Consider the following 21,233-nt stretch of genomic DNA (forward strand, 5'->3'; position numbering starts at 1 on the left):
ATCGGGCGGGGATCAGTACTGTCCGAGCGCGAGGCCGCGCTGGAAGTACTTCTGAGTGAGTCCGAACAGCAGAGCCGTCGGGATGGAGACGAGCAGCGCGGCCGTGAGCAGCACCGTGAACGCTGATCCTCCGCCCTGCACCGACTGCAGGGCCTGCAGCAGCGGCATGACCGGACGGGTCTCGGAGCTCTGGGTGAGGATGAGCGCGAGCAGGAAGTCGTTCCACACCCACGTCGCCTGCAGGATGAAGACGACGACCAGGGCGCTGCGCGACATCGGCAGGTAGATCTGCGTGAAGATGCGCCAGGGCTTCGCGCCGTCGACCACCGCCGCCTCGAACACCGAGTCGGCGATACCCGCGAAGAAGTTGCGCATCACGAACGCCGAGAACGGCAGGCAGACCACCGAATAGATCAGGATCATGCCGACGGCCGTGTCGAAGAGACCGACCTGCGAGTACGCGGCGAACAGCGGGATCACCATCAGCTGCAGCGGGAAGACCGTGCCGCAGAAGATCACGAAGAACCAGAAGAACCCGTGCTTCAGCTTGAGCGCGATGACCGCATAGCCGACCGCCGCGCCGAGGATCACCGCGATGACGGGCGCGACGATCGCGTAGATCAGCGTGATGAAGAGCCCGGACGGCACGTCCGTCGTCGTGAAGACGTCGACGATGTTCTGCACGAGGGCGGGGAAGTTGCCCGGTTCCCACAGGCGTGAGCCGGAGTACTCGGACGTCAGCTTGCTCGCGTTCGCGAGCAGCAGGTAGATGGGAAGCAGCCAGAGGATGCCCATCAGGCCGAGGATGCCGTAGCGGAGGATCTTGGAGATCATGCGCGGCGCGCTCCCTTCGTCTTCGGTGCGGCATCGATCTTCGGCGCCGCGTCTCCGAGGGAGAGCTGGCGGCGCAGGTAGATGACGGATGCCGCGACGGTGATGACGGTGAGGAAGATGGCGACGGCCGACCCCATCCCGTACTCGTTGTTGAGGAACGTCTCGCGGTACATCGTCACGCCCAGGGTCTCGGACACGCGGTTCGGTCCGCCCTGGGTCATCGACTGCACGATGTCGAACGTCTTCAGGCTGTTCACGATCGACAGCCCGACGACGATGGTGGTGGTCGGACGCAGCAGCGGCCAGACCATGGAGGCGAACAGACGGAAGCCGCCGGCACCGTCGACCTTCGCCGCCTCGAGCGGCTCCTTCGGTATCGACTGCAGCCCGACGGTGAACAGCAGCGCGTTCACGCCCACCCCTTGCCAGGAGGCGGCCAGGATCATCACGATCGTGTTGAGCGGAGCATCCTGCAGCCAGCGCAGCTCGGAACCGGGCAGGTTCAGGAACGCGAGTGCCTGCGACAGCGCGCCGCCGTTCTGCAGCACGAACGAGAAGATCACGCCGACCGCGACGCCCGACAGCGCATATGGGATGAGGAACGGCACCCGCAGCCACGCCGCCCCGGGGAGCCCGTAGGCGAGGTACGCGACGAGCAGCCCGAGCCCGACGGGCACGAGGAGCGTACCGAGCACCCACGCCAGCGTGTTGAGGATCGAGAGAGCGATCGCCGGATCCTGGAACATCTCGACGTAGTTGTCGAGTCCGATCCACGTCGGATCCCCCAGACCGTCGTACTCGGTGAAGCTGAGGTAGACGGTGTAGAGCACCGGGATGTACAGCGCGACGACGACCACCGCGACGCCCGGGCCCATGAAGGCCCAGGCGTCGCGCTGGCGCGCGGAGCGGACCGGGGTCCGGCTCAATGCTCGCTCCAGTACTCGTCAGCCGCCCGCTGGATGCCCTCGAGGTACGGCATCGGATCACCGGGATTCGTCATGAATCCGGTGAACTCGTCGAGCGACGCCGTGAGGATCGGAGCAGGCGCCGCCTCGTAGTAGCGCAGGTAGAACGTGTACTTCGGGTCGGTGTACTCCTCGCCGATCTTCTGGAACTCCTCGGTCGCGGCGGTCGCCTTGGGGTTGAACGGCAGGTTGCCCTGCTGCTCCGACCATGCCGTCTGCGCATTGGTTCCCATCCACCACTCGGAGTACTTCAGGCCGAGGTCTCGCTGCGCCGACTTCTCGGGCACGCAGATCGGAGCGGTCTCGATCGCGACCGGGACGACCTCCTGGTCGGCGTTCACGTTCGGGATCGGGAACACGCCCCAGTCCTTCCCGCTCTCGAGGCCGACCGTGTCGAGGGTGCTGGAGTACCAGGTGCCGAAGGGGACCATCGCGATCTCCTGGTCCTTGATCTGCGTCTCGGCCGGAGTCTTGGAACCGGGGTCGGAGAAGTATCCCTTCTCCTTCATGTCGAGCCAGACGTTCATGACGTCGACGACCTCGGGGTCGGTGAACTTCGCCTCGCCGCTCACGAGGTCCTCGTAGAGTTCGACGTCTGTGCCCGCCACGAGGATCTGGAACCAGACGAATGCCCAGGGGTTGCCGCCCGAGTTCCAGAACGGGGCGATGCCCGCATCTACCAGGGTGTCGGAGACCGCCATCATCTCGTCCCACGTGGTCGGCACCTCGAGGCCGAGCTCGGAGAACGTGCGCTTGTCGTAGTACATGACCCAGTCGTCGACGCTGATCGGCGTGCAGTACTGGGCGCCGTCGATCGTGTAGAGATCCTTGACCGACTCGCTCACGTCGCCGTCGGCGATCGCCTTCTCCCAGATGTCGGTCGTCTCTACCACGAGACCTTCGGCGACGAGCTCCTCCAGCGGCGAACCGGTGTGCCAGGTGAAGAGGCCCGGTGCCTTGTTCGAGCGGAAGGACTGCTTGATGAACGCCTGGAACGCATTCTGGTCGGCGTAGTACTTCGGATCCAGCGCAATGTCGATGTCCTCCTCGCCGACGGCGGAGAACTTCTCGAAGTCCCAGCTCTTGTCGGTGACGAAATTCAGGTCGCCGGAGGAGGCGGAGGACGAGCCGGCGCAGCCCGCGGCGGATGCCACGATCGCCAGTGCAGCCGTGACTGCGGCTGCTTTACGAGGGAACTTCACGGCGGAACTCCTTTGTTCGGTACGAGGGCCAAGACCGGATCACGAGGTGAGAGCGCCGTCTTGGTATCGTTATCAGAATCGGACTGTAACACGAGGCCGGAGCAGAGGGCAAGGAAGTCGTCCGCCGCCGTCGCGTCGTCTTCCGGCGGCGCGAAGACGCGCTCGCCCCGAGAAAGCCGCCGCTCACCACGGGTGCGGATACCATGACGGCATGCCCGACCACCTCGCTCCTCACCGCGGTGCCGCCGCACCCACCGTGCAGGACGTGGCGGCCGCTGCGGGCGTCTCACCCATGACGGTGTCACGCGTGCTCAACGGCGGACCCAACGTGCGACCCCAGAAGATCCAGGCTGTCCTCGACGCCGCCGCAGCACTCGGATATCGCCGGAACGAGAACGCGCGCAGCATCCGTCCCGGCCAGCGCACCGGACTGCTCGGCGTCATCATCACCAACGTCGCGAACCCGTACTACGCCCAGGTGCAGCTCGGGGTGGAGGAGATCGTCTCCTCTGACGGCATGCGGCTGCTCGTCGGCAACAGCGGCGAGGACGTCCACCGTGAACGCGCCCTCGTCAACGACTTCATCGGACGCAAGGTCGACGGCTTGATCGTGGTCCCCGCCGGCGGAGACGTCGCGCACCTGCGCGCTGCCACGGCGGTCGGCATCCCCCTCGCCCTCGCCTCGCGGCAGGTCGACGGCGTCGATGCCGACGTCGTGCTCGTCGATGACGAGGGCGGCGCACGAGACGGCACCGCGCACCTGCTCGCCGAGGGGCACCGACGCATCGCCTTCCTCGGGAACCGCTCGTCCGTGTTCACCAGCCGCCGCCGTCAGCAGGGGTTCGAGCGGGCGCATGCCGAGGCCGGAGTCGCGTTCGACCCGATCCTGCTGCGCGCGGGTCAGAATGACGATGCGACCGCCCACGACGTGACGCTCGAGCTCCTCGCGCTCGACGAGCCGCCGACCGCGATCTTCAGCGCGAACAACCGGAACACCGTGGGCGCATTGCGCGCCCTCTCCGAGCGCCGCGACCTCGCCGAGTCGCTGCGGATCGTCGCCTTCGATGACTTCGAACTCTCGAGCCTCGTTCCGTTCGCGCTCTCGGTGATCGAGCACGACCCTCGAGAACTCGGTCGCACCGCGGCGCGCATGGTGATGGCGCGCCTGCACTCGACGGTCGACAGCGTCGCGCAGACGATCGAACTGCCCACGCACTTCCGGCCCTGAGCGCATCGGCAGGTGGACATTCGGCGCTCGTTGTGTAAATTGGTAACGATATCAGCGCGGTGCCTCCGAAGTGAGGCACGGCGCGGAGCTTCATCGAGAAAGGCTGCAGCGATGCACCACCCCCACGAGCGCGACAGCGCGACGGCGACGTCTGCCTACGATCGCTCGCCCGCGATCGACCTTCCCGCGGGAGAGCAGATCCGCCGGGGAGGCGAGGCTTGGCGCCCGCTGCTTCACGCTGCGGCCGCCCTGGGCATCCGTCCGCTGATCGCCGTCGACGCCTACCCGGGAGCCGACGTGGCCACGCTCCTGACCCAGCTGGGCGCGGCGTTCCCCGAGTACGAGGTCATCGATGTCGAGCGTGCAGCGCTTTCGGCCCCGCAGCTCGCCGAGAACTTCCGGGCGAACCTCACGGACGATCGGGTCTTCGGTGTGATGTCGCACGCGACGATCGAGTCCTTCTACGCCCCCGAGGGCATCGAGGCACTGCGAGCCGAGGTGCGCGAGCGCGCGAGCGGAATGATCCTCGTGGGTTGGGGCGCCGCCACGATCGCGGAACCCGACATCACCGTCCTCGGGGAGATGGCCCGGTGGGAGATCCAGCTCCGATACCGGCGGGGGATGCCGAACTGGCACGCCGGGAATCACGAGGAAGACCCACTGCGCAAGATCAAGCGCGGCTACTTCCTCGAGTGGCGCGCCGCCGACCGGCACAAGCGACCGCTCTTCGACGCCGCCGACTTCGTGCTCGACCTCAACGACGCGTCCGATCCGGCGCTGATCACCGGCGACGCTTTCCGCGGGGCGCTCGCCTCCGCGCTGACGCGGCCGTTCCGCGTCGTCCCCTACTTCGACCCCGGCGTCTGGGGCGGGCAGTGGATGAAGCAGGTCTGCGGACTCGACGACTCCGAGCCGAATTACGCCTGGTCGTTCGACGGCGTGCCCGAGGAGAACAGCCTGCTGCTCTCGGACGGAGTTTCGACCTTCCAGATCCCCGCGACCGACCTGGTCTTCCGGCATCCGCGCGAGCTTCTCGGCGAACGCACGTTCGCGCGGTTCGGCGCGGAATTCCCGATCCGCTTCGACCTGCTCGACACGATGGACGGCGGGAACCTCTCGCTGCAGGTGCATCCGCTCACCGACTACATCCAGGACCGATTCGGGATGGCCTATACACAGGATGAGAGCTACTACCTGCTGGATGCCGGTGACGACGCGGTCGTCTACCTCGGACTGAAGACGGGAGTGGACCGGCAGCGACTCACCGACGACCTCTCACGGGCTCAGGCCGGAGAGATCTCCTTCCCTGCGGAGGACTACGTGAACACGTTCCCAGCGAAGAAGCACGACCACTTCGCGATCCCCGCCGGCACGGTGCACTGCTCGGGGCGCAACTCGATGGTGCTCGAGATCTCGGCGACGCCGTACATCTTCACCTTCAAGATGTGGGACTGGGACCGGGTCGGCCTCGACGGCGCCCCGCGCCCGATCCACCTCGATCACGCGTTGGCCAACATCCAGTGGGACCGTGACACCGAGTGGACGACCGCCAACCTCGTCGACCAGGTCGAGCCGGTGTCGGCGGGAGACGGATGGCGCGAGGAGCGTACCGGCCTTCACGAACTGGAGTTCATCGAGGTGCGCCGGCACTGGTTCGACGGCACCGTGCCGCACGACACGCAGGGCACGGTCAACGTCCTGAACCTCGTCGAAGGACGCGAGGTCATCGTCGAATCGCCGACCGACGATTTCGCGCCTTTCGTGGTGCACTACGCCGAGACCTTCATCGTGCCGGCCGCCGTCGGGGCCTACACGATCCGCCCGCACGGTTCGGGCGTCGGCATCCGACACGCCACCGTCAAGGCGTCGGTTCGCGACACCGCGACCTGACTCAGGCTCGGTCTCGGGTGGGCTGGATGCCGACGTGTGCTCCCGTGGATCAGGCCGTGCGGATCAGCTTCTTGTTCACGAACTCGTCGGCACCCAGGAAGCCCAGCTCGCGGCCGATGCCGCTGCGCTTCACGCCGCCGAACGGCAGCTCCGGGCTGTCCGCGAGCACGAGGTTCACATAGACCATGCCGGCCTCGATCTGATCCGCCACACGCGCCGCCTGCTCGGCATCCGTCGAGAAGAGGTACGAGCCGAGGCCGAACGGCGTGCCGTTGGCGATGCGCACGGCATCCGCCTCATCCGTCGCGCGGTAGACGACCGCGACGGGACCGAAGAACTCCTCGCTCCACGCCGCCATCTGCTCGGTCACGCCGGTGAGCACCGTCGGCTCGAAGAAGGCGCCGCTGCGGCCTCCGCCGAGGGCGAGTCGAGCACCTGCTTCGATGGCCCGGGCCACCTGCTTCTGCAGGGAGGCCGCCGCCTCCTCCGAGGAGAGCGGGCCCAGCACCGCGTCGTCGGCGAGGGGCTCGACCGCGGCGTGCGCGCCCATCCGCTCGACGAACTTCGCCAGGAACTCCTCGTACAGGTCGTCCGCGATGATGAACCGCTTGGCGCCGTTGCAGGACTGTCCGCTGTTGTCGAGGCGCGCGTCGACCGCAGCCTGCACCGTGGCGCCGAGGTCGTCGGTCGACAGCAGGATGAACGGGTCGGATCCGCCGAGCTCCAGCACGACCTTCTTGAGGTGCCGGCCGGCCGTCTCGGCGACGCTCGAGCCCGCGCCCTCCGAGCCGGTCAGCGAGACGCCCTGCACCCGCGGGTCGGCGATGATGTCGGCCGCCTGCGCGTTCGAGATGTAGAGGTTCGCGTAGGCACCCTCGGGGAAACCGGCGTCGTGGAAGATCTGACCGATGGCGGCCGACGACTCGGGGCACTGACGGGCGTGCTTCAGCAGGATCGGGTTGCCGATCAGCAGGTTCGGCGCCGCGAAACGCGCGACCTGGTAGTACGGGAAGTTCCACGGCATGACGCCGAGCAGCGGGCCCAGAGCGGACCGGCGGATGACGGCGGTGCCGTCGCCCTGGATGCTCAATTGCTGATCCTTGAGGATCTCTTCCGCATTGTCGGCGTAGTACTCGATGATGTCGGCCGCGAAGTCGACCTCGCCCAGTGCACCCTCGAGGATCTTCCCCATCTCGCGCACGATCAGCTGCGCGAGCTCCTCCCGGCGCTCCCGGTGGAGGCGCGCCACCTCGCGGAGCAGCGCGGCGCGCTCCGCGACACTGCTCGAGCGGGACCAGCCGCGGAACGCCGCATCGGCGGCATCCACCGCCTCCCCGACCTGCGCGTCGGTGATCTCGTCGTAGGTGTTGAGCACGGACCCGGTCGCGGGGTCGGTCACGCTGTAGACAGCCATGTCGTGGTTCCTTCTTTCGTCGGGAGGGCGGAGAGATAGGTCGGAACGCTCTAGGCGCGGAGTCCGGGGATGAGCAGCTGGCGCAGCGCGTCGCCGGTGGCGAGTAGGTCGAGGCTGGCCTCGGCCTCTTCGAGCGGACGGTGCGCGCTGATGAGCTCGTCGACGAGCAGTCGGCCGGCCATGTACTCGTCGACCAACCACGGGATGTCGCGCGACGGCTTGATGCCCCCGTAGTTCGAGCCGATGATCCGCTGGTCGAGATCGACGAGCGTCTGCGGCTCGAACGACACCGTCGACCCCGCGGGCGGGATGCCGACGACCACGGCGCTGCCGCCGATCGCCAGGCTGCGGATGCACTGGTCGGTGACCGCACCCTTGCCGATCGCGTCGAACGCGAAGTCGACCCCGTCTCCGCTGAGCTGGCGGATCCGTTCGACCACATCCATCCCGGGCTCGACGGCGATCGAGTCGGTCGCGCCGACCCTGCGGGCGAGCGCGAGCTTGTCGGGGCGCACGTCGACCGCGATGATCTGCGCGGCGCCGGCGAGGCGGGCGCCCTGGATGATCGACAGGCCGACGCCACCGCATCCGATCACGGCGACGGTCGACCCGGCCGGCACCTGCGCCGAGTTCACGACCGCGCCGACTCCGGTCGCGATCGCGCAGCCGATGATCGAGATCGCCTCCAGCGGAGCGTCGTCACGCACCTTGATGGCGCCGGATGCCGGAACGACGGCGCGCTCGGCGAACGCCGACGTGCCGAGGTAGTGGTGGACCGTCTCGCCACCGACGCTCAGCCGTGAGGTTCCGTCGTTCAGGGTGCCGCCCAGGGCGACGATCCCGGCGGCGACCTCGCAGCGCACCTCGCGCCCGAGCAGGCAGTTGCGACATTCGCCGCACGGCGCGACCCAGGAGAGCACGACGTGGTCGCCGATCGCGAGATCGGTGACTCCCTCGCCGACGGCCGAGATCGTGCCGCTGCCCTCGTGGCCGAGGACCAGGGGAAGCGGAAGATCCCAATCGCCCTTCCGCACGTGCAGGTCGGAGTGGCAGACGCCGGCGGCCGCGATGGTGACCTCGACCTCGTTCGGTCCGGGCGCCTGCAGCTGCACGTCTTCGACGGTGATCGCGGTGGCGCTGTCTCTCAGGACGACTGCTCTCATGGTGGGGGGCCTCACTTGATCTTGTCGGCGGTGTCGGCGGAAAGTGCGGATGCCTCGGCTGCGGCGGCGAGCTCGATCTCGCGGGTGGCGAGCGCGAACTGCGGGCCTGCCTGGGCGGTGGCGATCCGGGTGCGGAGGCGTGCGAGCCACCAGATCCCGGCGAGCGCCATCGCGACGAGGAACACCACGGCGTTCGGCTGGAACGCCGGGAGGAACAGCAGCGCCGACAGGACGGCCCCGAAGACCACGACGCCGAGGATGTAGATCGGCACGCGGAGGCGTCCGAGGTCGAACGTGCCCGCCGTGTCGGTGGGGATGCGGCCACGCCTGTGAGCGATGAGCAGCCCGATGGTGGTCAGCATGTACACGCCGAAGTAGCCGAGGGCCGACATCCCGATGATGTACGAGAACGTCTGCTCGTTGGCGAACGCCGAGCAGAGCAGCAGGAACGACATGACTCCGGTCGCCCAGACGGCGGCGGTCGGGACCTTGTGCTTCTTCGACACCCCGCGAAGGGCTTTCGAACCAGGGAGCATGTTGTCGCGTGCCAGCGCGTAGACCACGCGGGAGGCGACGAGCATGTTCGCCAGGACGCAGACGAGGATGTTCGTCAGCGCGAGGGCGACCACGAGCTTCGAGAACCACGGCGAGATCTGCTGCGCGAACAGGTCGGCGATCGGCGAGGCGCTGCCGGCGAGGGTGTCGGGGTCCTTGATCACCAGCAGGAACGTGATGTACATGAAGAACTCGATGACGGATGCCACGCCGAGCGCCAGGAACATCGTGCGGGGAATCGTGCGTCGGGCGTTCTTCGTCTCCTCGGCGATGTCGGCCGCGGCTTCCACGCCGAGCAGGCCGAAGATGCAGCCGAGGCTCGAGGTGAGCCACACGACGATGTACGGCGACGGGCCCTCGTCGGTGCCGCCGGTGGAGAAGAGGAAGTCGAGGCTCTGGTGCTCGTTGGTGACGAAGAACGCCACGATCGCGATGAAGGCCGTCGCCCCGATCGTGACCACGAGCTCGAGGCCGACGCCGATGTTGTTGAGCAGCGTCGCGAGCTTCACGCCGTAGACGTTGATCAACACGCACAGCAGGACGATGGCGATCGAGATGCCGATCTGCAGCGGCGTGGACATCTCGAGGCCGAAGAGACTGCCGACGTAGCCGGCCATCACGAACGCGACGCCGGTGAATCCGCTGATGAAGCCGATCGCTCCGGCGAAGCCGGTGAACCAGCCGAGGCTCGGGTTCACCAGGCGGCTCGTCCACTGGTAGGCGTAGCCCGAGAGCGGCAGCTTGCTCACCAGGTCGGCAGCGATCAGCGCCCAGATGAAGAAGACTGCGACGGCGATCGGAAACGTCCACACGAAGGCGGGGCCTGCCGTGCCGAGGCCGAAGCCGAAACCGGAGAACACCGCGGTGGTCGCGCTGATGACCGCGAACCCGAGGAAGAAGGAGGAGACCCCACCGACCGATCGACTGAGTTTCTGCGTGTAGCCGAGTTCGCCGAGGCGGCGGTCTTCGTCCGAGTTTTCCATGCGTGCTCTTCTCTGTCGGCGTCGTTGCCCCCCCATGACAAGCCCTGAGCCTAGGGAGGGGTCTGACAGAGGACAACCGGGGCACTCCCGTTGCTTTCCATCGTGTTCTCCTGTTCCGCGGGGTTCACTCCCGTGGCAGTTGTGGCGGGTGTTGCGGCCGCAGACCGACCACACCTGCCACGGGGGTGCGCGGGTCAGGCCTGGACGTCGAGCACCCAGGTCACGCCGAAGCGGTCGGTGAGCATGCCGAAGCCGGGCGACCATACGGAGGCCGCCAGCGGCTCGATGATCTCGGCGCCCTCGGCGAGCGCGGTCCAGTAGCGGGTGAGCTCGTCGAGCGAGTCGGCTTGCAGCGACTGGAAGAAGGTGCGGTCAGTGAGCGTGGCACCGTTCTCGCGTCGTGTCGTGCCTGCGGTGGCGGCGGCATCCGCATCGTCGTGGCCGGGGATGTCGTAGGCCAGCAGACGGATGCCGTCGGGGCTCACGAGCTTCCCGAAGACGATCTTGTCAGCGCCCGGCACTCCCGCCGGCATCCCGAAGTCGCCGTACGTGGCGAGCGTGACCTCGCCGCCGAAGACGGATGCATAGAACTCGAGCGCCTGTCGCGCGGTGCCGCGGAAGTTGAGGTGCGTGGTGGTCGTGATGGTCATGGTGTCCTCCTGGATCGCGACGGCCGGAAACGCCGTCATGACCAACGATCACAGGGGTAGAGGTCAGGATCGGTCCTCTACTCACGGCACAATGAAGGCATGACCGGAAGCTCCTCCCGCATGCTCGCGCTGCTGTCGCTGCTGCAGACGCAACGCGATTGGCCGGGCCGGGTGCTCGCCGACCGCCTCGAGGTGAGCCCGCGCACAGTGCGCCGGGATGTCGACCGTCTGCGTGAGCTCGGGTACCGGATCGGCGCGATCAAGGGGCCGGACGGCGGCTATCGGCTCGCCGCCGGGTCGGAGCTTCCGCCGTTGCTGTTCGACGACGACCAGGCCGTCGCGATCGCCGTCGCCCTGCAGAGCGTGCCGTCGAGCGGGGTCGACCTCGACGAGGCGGCCGCCCGCGCGCTGGCCACCGTGCGGCAGGTGATGCCGTCACGGCTGCGGCACCGCGTGGACGGCATCCGCTTCTCCGGCACGACCAACACGACCAGGGTCGATCCCGCGGTGCTCGAGGCGGTGAGCGGGGCAGTGCGGGAGCGGCGGATGCTGCGCTTCGACTACGGCTCGTCGTCTGAGAGGCCGGCGAGGCGGACCGAGCCGCACGCGATCGTTGCGCGCGAAGGACGCTGGTATCTGATCGCATGGGATCTCGAGGCCGACGACTGGCGCACGTTCCGGCTGGATCGGCTGCGTCCACGGATCCCGACCGGGCCGTCGTTCACGCCACGTGAGCTGCCGGCAGCGGATGCCGTGACGTACCTGGCTGCGCGATCGAAGGGCTCGGTCGGGGAGGACCGCTGGCCCTGCATCGGCGAGGTCGTCATCGAGCTGCCGGCGCAGGAGGTCGCGCCGTGGATCGGCGACGGCACGCTCGAGCCGCTCGATGAGGGGTCGTGCCGGATCACCGTCGGATCCTGGTCGTGGACCGGGGTGCTGGCCTCAGTCGCCCGGTTCGATGCGTCGTTCACGGTGGTGGGGCCGGAAGCGTTGCGCGAGGCGGCCTCAGCGCTGGCGGCGCGGTTCGCCGCGTCATCTGGCCGCTCCGCCTCCTCCTGATCGGGCGAGCGGCGTGCACAATTCAGCAAGAATTCGCTCGAGCCGAGGGCGGCGTCCCGGATTCACGCGGAAGTCGGCCCTCGGCACCGAAGATCTTGCTGAATTGTGCACGCGGTCGGCCCGGCATCCGAGGCCAACCGACCGGCATCCCGCACGAACCTCCTCGAATCCGGCCGAACGTGACCGCCGGTAGACTGGACACGCCCCGCCGGCCCCTTCCTTTGGAGTGCGCGTGACCACCGCCCCTGCACCTGTCCACAAGCACGTCCCCGACTCGGTCGAGAACGCGACCGCGACGCCCGAGAAGGAGCAGCCCTACGGCGCCCTCGGCCTCAAGGACGACGAGTACGCGCGCATCAAGGAGATCCTCGGCCGCCGCCCCACATCGGGCGAGCTGGCGATGTACTCCGTCATGTGGAGTGAGCACTGCTCGTACAAGAGCAGCAAGAACTACCTGCGCCGCTTCGGCCAGAAGGTCTCCGACGAGATGAAGGAACGCCTGATGGTCGGCATGGGCCAGAACGCCGGCGTCATCGACGTCGGCGAGGGCTGGGCCGTCACCTTCAAGGCCGAGTCGCACAACCACCCCTCGTTCATCGAGCCGTTCCAGGGTGCGGCCACCGGTGTCGGCGGCATCGTCCGCGACATCATCTCGATGGGCGCCCGCCCGGTCGCGGTCATGGACGCTCTGCGCTTCGGCGCGATCGACCACCCCGACACCGCCCGCGTCGTGCACGGCGTGACCAGCGGCATCAGCTTCTACGGCAACTGCCTCGGCCTGCCGAACATCGGCGGCGAGACGGTGTTCGACTCCGTCTATCAGGCCAACCCCCTCGTGAACGCGCTCGCGGTGGGCGTGCTGCGCCACGAAGACCTCAAGCTCGCCAACGCGACCGGCGTCGGCAACAAGGTCGTGCTCTTCGGCGCCCGCACGGGCGGCGACGGCATCGGCGGCGCCAGCATCCTGGCATCCGACTCCTTCGACGAGTCCGGACCGACCAAGCGCCCCGCGGTGCAGGTCGGCGACCCCTTCGCCGAGAAGGTGCTCATCGAGTGCTGCCTCGAGCTGTACCGCGGCGAGCTCGTCGAGGCGATCCAGGACCTCGGTGCCGCCGGCATCTCCTGCGCGACCAGCGAGCTCGCGGCCAACGGCAACAGCGGCATGAAGGTCTCGCTCGACAACGTGCTGCTGCGCGATCCCTCGCTCACGGCCGAGGAGATCCTCATGTCGGAGTCGCAGGAGCGCATGATGGCGATCGTCGCTCCCGAGAAGCTCGACGCGTTCCTCGCCGTCGTGAACAAGTGGGAGGTCGAGACCTCCGTGCTCGGCGAGGTCACCGGAGACGGCCGCCTCATCATCGACTGGCAGGGCGAGCGCATCGTCGACGTCGACCCGTCCACCGTTGCGGTCGACGGCCCGGTCTACGACCGTCCGGTCGCCTACCCGACCTGGATCGACGCGCTGCAGGCGGATGCCGCCGAGAACCTGCCCCGCTCCAACGACCCGGAGACGCTGCGCGACCAGTTCCTCGCGCTCGTCGCCTCGCCGAACCTGGCCGACACGAGCTGGATCACCAACCAGTACGACTACTACGTGCTCGGCAACACGGCCCTCAGCTTCCCCGACGACGCCGGCATGATCCGCGTCGACGAGGAGTCCGGCCTCGGCTTCGCCATCTCGACCGATGCGAACGGCCGCTACTGCCAGCTCGACCCGTACGCGGGTGCGCAGCTCGCACTGGCCGAGGCGTACCGCAACGTCGCCGTCACGGGCGCCGTTCCCACGGCGATCACCGACTGCCTGAACTTCGGGTCGCCGGAGAACCCCGAGGTCATGTGGCAGTTCGGGCAGACCGTCGACGGCCTGGCGGACGGATGCTACGAGCTGGGCACCCCGGTCACCGGCGGCAACGTCTCGTTCTACAACCAGACCGGCGACGTGCCGATCCACCCGACTCCGCTCGTGGGTGTGCTCGGCATCATCGACGACGTCTCGCGCCGCATCCCCTCGGGCTGGCAGGACATCGGTCAGAACATCTACCTGCTCGGCACCACCGCGACCGAGCTCTCGGGTTCGGCCTGGGCCGACGTCGTGCACCAGCACCTCGGCGGTCTGCCGCCCAAGGTAGACCTCGCTGCCGAGAAGCGTCTCGCCGGCCTGCTCGCCGCAGCGCGCGACGAGTGGCTGATCTCCTCGGCGCACGACCTCTCCGAGGGCGGCCTCGGCCAGGCTCTCGCCGAGGGTGTTTCGCGCTTCGGCGTCGGGGCGCGCGTGTGGCTGAACGAGATCCTCGAGCGCGACGGTGTGGATGCCGCGTCGGCGCTGTTCTCCGAGTCGACCGGCCGCGTGATCGTCACGGTTCCTCGCGAGGACGACGTGAAGTTCCAGGGCCTCTGCGAGGGTCGCGGATACCCGGTGCTGCGCATCGGCGTGACGGACAGCGAGCCGCAGCTCGAGGTGCAGGACGTGTTCACGGTCTCGGTCGCCGAGCTGCGCGAGCGCTCGCAGGCCACGCTGCCGTCGTACTTCGGTCCCACGGTCACGGAGCCGGCAGACGCCGGTCGTTGAGCGAGCGAAGCGAGACGAAACGCGTGAACAGCGAGCTCAGCAAGCCCGACGACGACTACGGCGACCTCGGTGAGCCGCGTAACCGCCGCATCCGCATCATCGCGTGGACGGTCATCGTCGCGCTGATCCTCGGCGGCGGCGGGGCGACCGTGCTGACGATCCTGCTCGGCTGAGTCGGCTTTTCGTCCACAGCGACCCGTCAGACGAAGTTCTCCCCCGCCACCGGAGAACGCCCCGCGAATGTGAGTGCCCCCGCGGAGGATGAATTCACCACGAACAAGGGGGATTGCATGAGTGACGCGAAGCTGGACCTCATCGCCAAGCTGCTGGCCAAGGCCGAGAGCACCACGCCGGAAGAAGCCGAGGCTCTCACTGAGCACGCCGAACGCCTGATGGTGAAATACGGCATCGAACAGGCGCGCATCGACGAGCGCCGCGGGCGGCTCGGGCAGGAGCGCGAGGAGATCGTCCAGGAGCGGATCATCTTCACGGGCACGTACGCGCGCGACATGAGGGAACTCGGCACCCGTGTGGCGCTGGCTCTCGACACCGTGCGTCCGCTGCATGCCGAGGGAGCGGGCTCCGTGCTGTACCTCGTCGGGCACACCTCCGACGTGCAGCAGGCCCGAACACTCACGGCCAGCCTCGAAGTGCAGGCGATGGTCGCAATGCGCACCTGGTGGGCGCATCACCGCGACGCCTACCGTCCGTTCTCGGAGAGCGACAAGCGCCGTGCGCGCAGCGGCTTCATCCGCGGGTTCGCCTCGGGTGCCGCCGATCGCATCAGCGAGAGTCGTCAGGCCATCGTCGAAGAGGCCGGCCACGGCACGGAGCTCGTGCTCGCTTCACGGCGCGACCGCGTGGACGACGCGGTCGGCCGGATGTCGACGCGGAGAGGGCGAGGCCGGCAAGGAGCGGATGCCGGAGCATTCATGCACGGCCATCGTTCCGGCACGCAGGCGCGCACCGGGGAGCGCGCGATGGCGGCCGACCACGGCGGATGACCGGCGCGGGAGATCTGCGCATGCCGGGGAACCCCGGCCGCCGAGGGAGCGCGACGAGACGGTACACCCCACCCAGCATGAGGTGACTCGCTGCCGCGCTGCTCGCTCGACGACCGGGGGTGGGATGGAGCGACCCTCCCCAGCGTCGCCTGGACGACCCTAGCCCGGTTGCGCGTGGTGATGCCAGGGGAGAACTGCCCACTCGCCTCCGACGTCGGTGCCCCTGCATAGAGTGAGCGCATGACCGGCGATCACTTGCGTGTGCTCCTGGATGAGCTGCGTCTCCGGGCCGCGGCGCGCGTGGCGACGACCTCGGCGGCGCTGGCCGAGCTCACCCACGACCGCGCGGGCTCGAACGACGACGACGAGCATGATCCCGAGGGCGTGCCACTGTCGTCGGAGTGGTCGCGGCTGACCGGGCTCGCCGAAGGGGCGGCATCCGAACTGCAGCAGGTCGACGAGGCGATCGCGCGGATGGATGCCGGCACCTACGGCATCTGCGCGAACTGCGGTCGCCCGATCCCGGCGGCGCGACTGGAGGTGCGGCCCTTCGCCGAGCACTGCGTCGCCTGCGCCGAGAAGCTCGGACGCTGAGACGTCGGCGGGGACGAGTAGCATCCCTCCATGGCCATCACACTCGAGAACGTCGGCATCGCCGTGCGCGACCTGGAAGCGACCATCTCGTTCTTCTCCGACCTCGGTCTGACCGTGCTCGGTCGCGACGAGGTCAGCGGAGAGTGGGCTGACACGGCGGTTGGTCTTGACGGCAACCACGCGAAGATCGCGGTGCTGCAGACCCCCGACGGGCACGGCCAGATCGAGCTCTTCGAGTACATCCATCCCGAGGCGATCGAGACCGAGCCCACGCTCCCGAACGAGATCGGCATGCACCGCATCGCCTTCTCGGTCGACGACATCGACGAGTCCCTGGCGATCGCCGCGAAGCACGGCTATCACCCGCTCCGCGGCGTCGCGAACTATCAGGACGTCTACAAGCTCACGTACCTCCGCGGGCCCAGCGGCATCCTCGTGATGTTCGCGCAGGACCTCACGAAGTCCTGAGCCGTCGCGGTCACGCGCGCGGCATCCGTCCAGCTCGGGCGGGGTCGGGTCATGCCGCACCGCGCGCCGCGCCGACGGCCACTTGCGCCAGCCCAAGATGCGCGGACACGCGACCATCCCGGAAGGTGTCACATCTGGTCGCACGGGACGCGGGAAAGCGACCATCTGCGCCACCCATTGCTTGAGTGAGACGCTCGCGGCCGTAGCGGTGACGCCGCGAGCCGACGAGGTGGCACGTATGGTCGGTTCCTCGAGCGACAGCCGACCACTTGCGCCACCTCCCGGCCGTGTCGGCCTACGGGGCAGGTCTCCTACGCCACCATCCCGCGCCAGATGACCTCGATCGCGGCCCGCAGCCTCGCGACCACGGCGGGGTCGCTGATGCGATCGCCCCGCACGACCAGCTGGTAGTACGCCGCGCCCGCGATCGCGTCGAAGCACGCCTCGACGTCGAGGTCGTCGCGCAGCTCTCCGCGCGCGATGCCCGCGAGCAGCGCATTCTCCATCGGTACGCGACGCCGCGAGACGTGTGATTCCCAATACGCCTTCTGCAGCGCCCCGTCCGACATCACGAGACGGATGCGCTGGCGGAACCGCTCCTCGGAGTACCCGGGCGCCGAAGGCGCGACCGCGTCGGCACCGAGGCCGAGCCCGGTGAGCAGGATCTCGTGCAGATCGGCATCCGCGGGGTACTCGGGCGGCACCTCGCGACCGACGTCGAGCGCCGTGGCGATCAGCGTCGTGAGGGACGGCCAGCGCCGGTACAGCGCCGCGCGGCTGACACCGCTCCGTGCGACCACACGCGACACCGTCACCTCTTCGCCGGCGTCGATGATCGCCAGGGTCGCCGCGACGATCTGCCCGTCGATGTCCTCATCTCTCGGACGGCCGGGCCGTCGGCGGGCAGCCGCCGCCCCGGCATCCGCCGCCGCCCCGGCATCCACCGCCACCGGACCGGACGCCGCCGGACCCGCCGACGACCCCGGTGCCCCCGCCATCGTGACGAGGCTCATGCGGCCAGCGCCCGCTCGCGCAGCCGCGCGATCGTGGCATCCGACAGTCCGGCGGCACGCAGCGGCGTGAGGGGATCGCCGTACTGCGCGCGCAGGGTGCCGAGCAGGTTGCGCATCGACACGTCCATCGACCCCTCCAGCAGCGACGACGTGGCCGCGAGCGCGTCGGTGTCGAAGCCGAGCGCCTTCCACATCGCTCCCATGACCGGGGCCGTCCGCTGCATGATGGCGACCATGTTGGCGCCGGTCAACGCGTAGTCGGAGACGATGTCTTCGTCGGCTGCGCCGAGCGCGAGCAGCAGCATGGCCGCCAGCACACCGGTGCGGTCGCGGCCGGCTGCGCAGTGGAACGCGGCGGCTCCGGGAGTGTGCGCGATGACGTTGAGCGCGGTGACCAGCTGCGGCGCCGCGCCCTCCACCATGCGCAGGTACATGAGTCCCATGCCCTCGTGGCTGAGCGCGGGGGCGTCGCGATCCATCGACTCCGCGACATTCGCGATCAGCGGCAGGTGATGGTACGCGATCGGATGCGTCGCGAGAGGTCCGCGCCCGGTGAGCGATACCTCGACCGGAGACCGCAGGTCGATGACCGCGGTGAGACCCTCGGCGACGAGCTGCTCGGCGACCTCCTCGGTCACGTACGCGAGGTCGTCGGTGCGGATCGCGAGCCCCGTCCGGAGCACCCCGCCGTCGATCGCGATGCCGCCGAGGTCGCGCAGGTTGACCGGCGCGCTGAGGACGAGATCGGTGTCGATGATGGTCATGTGATTCTCCTTCGGATGAGGGCACTGCCCTGGTCGATCGCCGTGACGAGCACGATGATGCAGATGATGATGGCGCTGAGGTGCCCGTAGTCGTACATGCGCATCGCGGTCGTCAGCTCGAGGCCGATGCCGCCCGCGCCGACGAGGCCGAGGATGGTCGCGCCGCGCACGTTCCCCTCGAACAACAGCAGCGTGTACGAGGTGAGCAGCGGGGCGGCCTGCGGCAGGATGCCGTACTGGATCACCTGCCGCTTCGACGCGCCGACTGCCTCCATCGCGACGACGGGCCCACGGTCGACCTGCTCCATGGCCTCGGCGAAGATCTTGCCGATCGACCCGATCGAGCCGATAGTCATGGCGAGGATGCCGGCGAACGGACCGAGTCCGACGGCCGACACGAACATGAGCGCGAACACGAGGTCGGGCACCGAGCGGATGATGTTCATCACCCAGCGCGTCGGGTAGTAGAGCCACTTCGGCGCGAGGCCGGAAGTCGCTCCGAACGCGACGATGAGGGACAGCACCGCTCCCAGCACCGTGCCGACGACCGCCATCTGAAAGGTCTCGACCAGCAGCGCGAGGATCGTGCCGATCTTCGAGAAGTCCGGCGGGAAGAGGCGCGAGAGGAACTCGCCCATGTTGACCGCACCGTCGCCGAGCTTCACGAAGTTGAACTCGGCGCCGTTGAACGACCAGAGCAGCACGAGGAACGCGATCGGCAGCCCGATCAGGAAGCGGGCTCGCGGCACCCGGAACGCGCTTTCGAGCCGGGCGCGTTCGGCGGGGGCGAGCGCGGGGCGGGCCGCGCGGTCCGCGCGGGGCTCAGTGAGCGTCATCGTCGTGCTCCTCGTCGTCGTAGAGGGGTGCCAGTGCCGCGGCATCCAGCTGGGAGGTCACGCCCGACACGAGCATCTCGCCGTGCCGCAGCCCCACGATGCGGTCGCTGTGCGCGAGCGCCAACGGAAGCACGTGCAGGCTGACGAGCACCGGGATGCCGTCTTCCGTGGCGATCCGACGCAGCAGGTCGAGCACGGAATCCGCGAGCTTCGGGTCGAGCGAGGCGACCGGCTCGTCGGCGAGGATCACCTTCGGCTGCTGCATGAGCGCCCGGGCGATGGCGACTCGCTGTTGCTGCCCGCCCGAGAGGGACCGCGCGGGAGCGGATGCCTTATGCGCGATGCCGACGCGATCGAGCAGTTCGAGCGCGCGGCGGCGATGCGCACCGGAGAAGCCGCCCGCGAGGTTGATCGGCCCGGCGCCGTGCAGCGCGCCCGTGAGCACGTTCGTCAGGACGCTCAGCCGCGGGATCAGGTTGAACTGCTGGAACACCTGACCCACCTCCGACCGCAGCGTGCGCAGCTCGCCGCGGCCGAGGTTCGTCACGTCGTGCCCGGCGACCCGCACGGAGCCGGCCGAGATCGGAGCGAACCCGGTGAGACTGCGCATCAGCGTGGACTTGCCCGACCCCGACGCCCCGAGCAGCGCCACCATCTCGCCCGCGAAGAGGTCGAGGTCGACGCCGTCGAGCACGTTCTGACCGTCGTACGCGACCTCGAGGCCGCGCACGGTCACGAGCGGCAGCGCCTGGCGGAGCTCGGCCGTGGGCGTGCGCGTTTCGTCTCGTCGCGGAGACCCGTCCTGAGCGAGCGAATGCGAGTCGAAGGGTCCTCGCTCAACGACCGGGAGGTTTCCGGTCGTTGAGCGACGCTTCGACTCGCTGACGCTCGCTCTGTGCAGGTCTCCGCGAGACGAAACGCCAGCGACCGCGCTCGTCGTGCCTCCGCCCTGGGTCCCTGAGCTTGTCGCAGGGCGCACGACGCCAGCCGCTGTCACTTGAGGTCCTTGAGCTCGACGCCCGCGACGGCCGCGATCTCGGCGAAGGACTCGAAGTCCGCGCTCTTCGGGTCGACCGTCTGCGGGGCCGCCGCGAAAGCTCCGTACGCCCCAAGCTTCTCGGCGTTCTCCGGCGAGAAGACCGCGGCGATGCCCTCCTGGATGACCTTGCGCGTCTCGGCATCCAGCGATTGACGTCCGAGCACCGCACCCTGGATGCTCATCGCCGGGCTCTCGCCGACCGCGCGCCACTCTCCGTCGGCGAAGGGAAACATCGGGGCACCGAGCTCGGTGAGCATGAAGGCGGTGCACGCGGCATCCACCTGACCCTGCTCGAGGGCTGCGAAGCTGCCCTCGTGTCCGCCGGCGAAGATCGCCTCGTAGTCGGTGCCCTGCTCGAGGCCGGCCTCATGCAGCATGTAGACCGGCATGAAGTAGCCCGAGCTCGATGCCTGGTCGGCGAAGGCGACCGTCCTGCCCTCGAAGTCCTCCACCGTCTGGATCGGCGAGTCTTCGAGCACGACACAGGTCGACACCGGCTTGCCGTCGCCCTCGAAGGCGACCAGTGCATCGACCTCCCCGGTGTTCACGGCGAGCGCCGAGGGGAAGCCGCTCATGATGCCGATGTCGACGTGGTCGGCGCGGATGGCCTCGACGACGCTGAGGTAGTCGGGCACATCGGTGATCTCGACCGTGCGGCCGGTGGCCTCTTCGAGCAGCTCGGCGAACACCTCGATCGGGTTCTCGGCGGTGGGGTCGTCGCCGACGGGCAGCGTCGCGATCGTGATGGGGGCGTCGGGGTCGGCCGGGGCCGCCTCGGCGCTGGGGCTCTGGCAGCCGGTGAGTGCGAGGGCGGCGACGCCCAAGAGGCCGACGACGGGCAGGGTGAAGCGGCGCATGATGACCTTTCGGGAGGAGACGTTCCCGAATTCCGAGAACACTGGTATTCCAACTCCCGAAGGTGACAGGCAATTACGAGACCGCCGTACTCCGAATGGAACGCTGCGTGAACGGCGGATGACGGATGCCGCGGGGCGGGTTCGAC

The 21,233-nt window shown here is 68.6% G+C and carries 20 protein-coding genes; 8 read left to right on the forward strand and 12 right to left on the reverse strand.

What is annotated here, in order from left to right:
- Positions 1-12 precede the first annotated feature (12 nt).
- The 3 genes from RS85_RS02415 to RS85_RS02425 are packed head-to-tail and all read right to left on the reverse strand — an operon-like array spanning position 13 to position 3,001.
- Positions 13-834, reverse strand: a complete 822-nt coding sequence (locus RS85_RS02415) for a carbohydrate ABC transporter permease (RefSeq protein WP_235282306.1) — start codon at positions 832-834, stop codon at positions 13-15.
- On the reverse strand, positions 831-1,760 hold the full coding sequence (locus RS85_RS02420; RefSeq protein WP_235282307.1) for a carbohydrate ABC transporter permease: 930 nt from the start codon (positions 1,758-1,760) through the stop codon (positions 831-833). Before RS85_RS02420 ends, RS85_RS02415 begins: the two co-directional genes overlap by 4 nt.
- Positions 1,757-3,001 (reverse strand): ABC transporter substrate-binding protein, encoded by a 1,245-nt coding sequence (locus RS85_RS02425; RefSeq protein ID WP_046011831.1) that lies wholly within the window; start codon positions 2,999-3,001, stop codon positions 1,757-1,759. The genes RS85_RS02420 and RS85_RS02425 overlap by 4 nt, the downstream gene beginning before the upstream one ends.
- Positions 3,002-3,212: 211 nt before the next feature.
- On the opposite strand from RS85_RS02425, the gene RS85_RS02430 reads away from it, so the two are divergent.
- Together RS85_RS02430 and RS85_RS02435 are read left to right on the forward strand one after the other, a co-directional pair.
- Positions 3,213-4,229, forward strand: a complete 1,017-nt coding sequence (locus tag RS85_RS02430; RefSeq protein ID WP_046011832.1) for a LacI family DNA-binding transcriptional regulator — start codon at positions 3,213-3,215, stop codon at positions 4,227-4,229.
- A 111-nt stretch (positions 4,230-4,340) separates the two neighbouring features.
- The gene (locus tag RS85_RS02435) at positions 4,341-6,119 is read left to right on the forward strand and encodes a class I mannose-6-phosphate isomerase (protein ID WP_046011833.1); all 1,779 of its coding nucleotides are present in this window, start codon (positions 4,341-4,343) and stop codon (positions 6,117-6,119) included.
- 49 nt (positions 6,120-6,168) lie between these two features.
- Here the strand turns inward: RS85_RS02435 and RS85_RS02440 are convergent, their stop codons facing one another.
- The 4 genes from RS85_RS02440 to RS85_RS02455 form a co-directional block, all read right to left on the reverse strand.
- On the reverse strand, positions 6,169-7,533 hold the full coding sequence (locus tag RS85_RS02440) for an NAD-dependent succinate-semialdehyde dehydrogenase (protein WP_046011834.1): 1,365 nt from the start codon (positions 7,531-7,533) through the stop codon (positions 6,169-6,171).
- Between the two features lie 50 nt (positions 7,534-7,583).
- On the reverse strand, positions 7,584-8,696 hold the full coding sequence (locus tag RS85_RS02445; protein WP_046011835.1) for a zinc-binding dehydrogenase: 1,113 nt from the start codon (positions 8,694-8,696) through the stop codon (positions 7,584-7,586).
- Between the two features lie 11 nt (positions 8,697-8,707).
- Entirely contained in the window at positions 8,708-10,234 is a 1,527-nt protein-coding gene (locus RS85_RS02450; RefSeq protein WP_200894777.1) for an APC family permease, read from the reverse strand.
- Between the two features lie 194 nt (positions 10,235-10,428).
- Positions 10,429-10,884: a VOC family protein gene (locus RS85_RS02455; RefSeq protein WP_046011888.1), complete on the reverse strand. Its 456-nt coding sequence runs from the start codon at positions 10,882-10,884 to the stop codon at positions 10,429-10,431.
- 99 nt (positions 10,885-10,983) lie between these two features.
- Between RS85_RS02455 and RS85_RS02460 the strand changes: the two genes are divergently transcribed.
- The 6 genes from RS85_RS02460 to RS85_RS02480 all read left to right on the forward strand — a co-directional run bounded on the left by RS85_RS02460 (position 10,984) and on the right by RS85_RS02480 (position 16,578).
- Positions 10,984-11,943 (forward strand): helix-turn-helix transcriptional regulator, encoded by a 960-nt coding sequence (locus RS85_RS02460; RefSeq protein ID WP_046011836.1) that lies wholly within the window; start codon positions 10,984-10,986, stop codon positions 11,941-11,943.
- A 232-nt stretch (positions 11,944-12,175) separates the two neighbouring features.
- Positions 12,176-14,512 (forward strand): phosphoribosylformylglycinamidine synthase subunit PurL, encoded by a 2,337-nt coding sequence (gene purL, locus RS85_RS02465; RefSeq protein ID WP_046011837.1) that lies wholly within the window; start codon positions 12,176-12,178, stop codon positions 14,510-14,512.
- Positions 14,509-14,685, forward strand: coding sequence for a hypothetical protein (locus RS85_RS19810; protein WP_235282308.1), 177 nt, complete (start codon positions 14,509-14,511; stop codon positions 14,683-14,685). The genes purL and RS85_RS19810 overlap by 4 nt, the downstream gene beginning before the upstream one ends.
- 117 nt (positions 14,686-14,802) lie before the next feature.
- Complete coding sequence (locus RS85_RS02470; RefSeq protein WP_046011838.1) at positions 14,803-15,516, forward strand: DUF2786 domain-containing protein; 714 nt, start codon at positions 14,803-14,805, stop codon at positions 15,514-15,516.
- A gap of 240 nt (positions 15,517-15,756) precedes the next feature.
- Positions 15,757-16,110 carry a TraR/DksA family transcriptional regulator gene (locus tag RS85_RS02475; protein ID WP_046011839.1) on the forward strand — a complete coding sequence of 118 codons (354 nt, stop codon included), beginning with the start codon at positions 15,757-15,759 and terminating at the stop codon, positions 16,108-16,110.
- A 30-nt stretch (positions 16,111-16,140) separates the two neighbouring features.
- The gene (locus RS85_RS02480) at positions 16,141-16,578 is read left to right on the forward strand and encodes a VOC family protein (RefSeq protein ID WP_046011840.1); all 438 of its coding nucleotides are present in this window, start codon (positions 16,141-16,143) and stop codon (positions 16,576-16,578) included.
- A 311-nt stretch (positions 16,579-16,889) separates the two neighbouring features.
- On the opposite strand, the gene RS85_RS02485 is transcribed toward RS85_RS02480, so the two are convergent.
- From RS85_RS02485 to phnD, 5 genes are read right to left on the reverse strand one after another with little or no spacing between them, the layout of a single operon-like run.
- The gene (locus tag RS85_RS02485) at positions 16,890-17,591 is read right to left on the reverse strand and encodes a TetR/AcrR family transcriptional regulator (RefSeq protein ID WP_235282309.1); all 702 of its coding nucleotides are present in this window, start codon (positions 17,589-17,591) and stop codon (positions 16,890-16,892) included.
- On the reverse strand, positions 17,588-18,355 hold the full coding sequence (locus RS85_RS02490; RefSeq protein ID WP_046011841.1) for a tyrosine-protein phosphatase: 768 nt from the start codon (positions 18,353-18,355) through the stop codon (positions 17,588-17,590). Before RS85_RS02490 ends, RS85_RS02485 begins: the two co-directional genes overlap by 4 nt.
- Complete coding sequence (gene phnE, locus RS85_RS02495) at positions 18,352-19,191, reverse strand: phosphonate ABC transporter, permease protein PhnE (RefSeq protein ID WP_046011842.1); 840 nt, start codon at positions 19,189-19,191, stop codon at positions 18,352-18,354. Before phnE ends, RS85_RS02490 begins: the two co-directional genes overlap by 4 nt.
- Positions 19,178-20,188, reverse strand: a complete 1,011-nt coding sequence (locus RS85_RS02500; protein ID WP_235282310.1) for a phosphonate ABC transporter ATP-binding protein — start codon at positions 20,186-20,188, stop codon at positions 19,178-19,180. The genes phnE and RS85_RS02500 overlap by 14 nt, the downstream gene beginning before the upstream one ends.
- Positions 20,185-21,087 (reverse strand): phosphate/phosphite/phosphonate ABC transporter substrate-binding protein, encoded by a 903-nt coding sequence (gene phnD, locus RS85_RS02505; RefSeq protein WP_046011891.1) that lies wholly within the window; start codon positions 21,085-21,087, stop codon positions 20,185-20,187. Before phnD ends, RS85_RS02500 begins: the two co-directional genes overlap by 4 nt.
- Positions 21,088-21,233: the final 146 nt, after the last annotated feature.

This window comes from Microbacterium sp. SA39 (assembly GCF_000967865.1).
Taxonomy (GTDB): domain Bacteria; phylum Actinomycetota; class Actinomycetes; order Actinomycetales; family Microbacteriaceae; genus Microbacterium.

Bases quoted from the DNA above. Each gene is read 5' to 3' on its own strand.
- RS85_RS02475 (WP_046011839.1), top strand. From the start codon at position 15,757: ATGACCGGCGATCACTTGCGTGTGCTCCTGGATGAGCTGCGTCTCCGG.
- RS85_RS02480 (WP_046011840.1), top strand. From the start codon at position 16,141: ATGGCCATCACACTCGAGAACGTCGGCATCGCCGTGCGCGACCTGGAA.
- RS85_RS02435 (WP_046011833.1), top strand. From the start codon at position 4,341: ATGCACCACCCCCACGAGCGCGACAGCGCGACGGCGACGTCTGCCTAC.
- RS85_RS02470 (WP_046011838.1), top strand. From the start codon at position 14,803: ATGAGTGACGCGAAGCTGGACCTCATCGCCAAGCTGCTGGCCAAGGCC.
- RS85_RS02490 (WP_046011841.1), bottom strand. From the start codon at position 18,355: ATGACCATCATCGACACCGATCTCGTCCTCAGCGCGCCGGTCAACCTG.
- RS85_RS02415 (WP_235282306.1), bottom strand. From the start codon at position 834: ATGATCTCCAAGATCCTCCGCTACGGCATCCTCGGCCTGATGGGCATC.
- phnD (WP_046011891.1), bottom strand. From the start codon at position 21,087: ATGCGCCGCTTCACCCTGCCCGTCGTCGGCCTCTTGGGCGTCGCCGCC.
- RS85_RS02445 (WP_046011835.1), bottom strand. From the start codon at position 8,696: ATGAGAGCAGTCGTCCTGAGAGACAGCGCCACCGCGATCACCGTCGAA.
- RS85_RS02450 (WP_200894777.1), bottom strand. From the start codon at position 10,234: ATGGAAAACTCGGACGAAGACCGCCGCCTCGGCGAACTCGGCTACACG.
- RS85_RS02460 (WP_046011836.1), top strand. From the start codon at position 10,984: ATGACCGGAAGCTCCTCCCGCATGCTCGCGCTGCTGTCGCTGCTGCAG.
- RS85_RS02430 (WP_046011832.1), top strand. From the start codon at position 3,213: ATGCCCGACCACCTCGCTCCTCACCGCGGTGCCGCCGCACCCACCGTG.
- RS85_RS02440 (WP_046011834.1), bottom strand. From the start codon at position 7,533: ATGGCTGTCTACAGCGTGACCGACCCCGCGACCGGGTCCGTGCTCAAC.
- RS85_RS02485 (WP_235282309.1), bottom strand. From the start codon at position 17,591: ATGAGCCTCGTCACGATGGCGGGGGCACCGGGGTCGTCGGCGGGTCCG.
- RS85_RS02455 (WP_046011888.1), bottom strand. From the start codon at position 10,884: ATGACCATCACGACCACCACGCACCTCAACTTCCGCGGCACCGCGCGA.
- phnE (WP_046011842.1), bottom strand. From the start codon at position 19,191: ATGACGCTCACTGAGCCCCGCGCGGACCGCGCGGCCCGCCCCGCGCTC.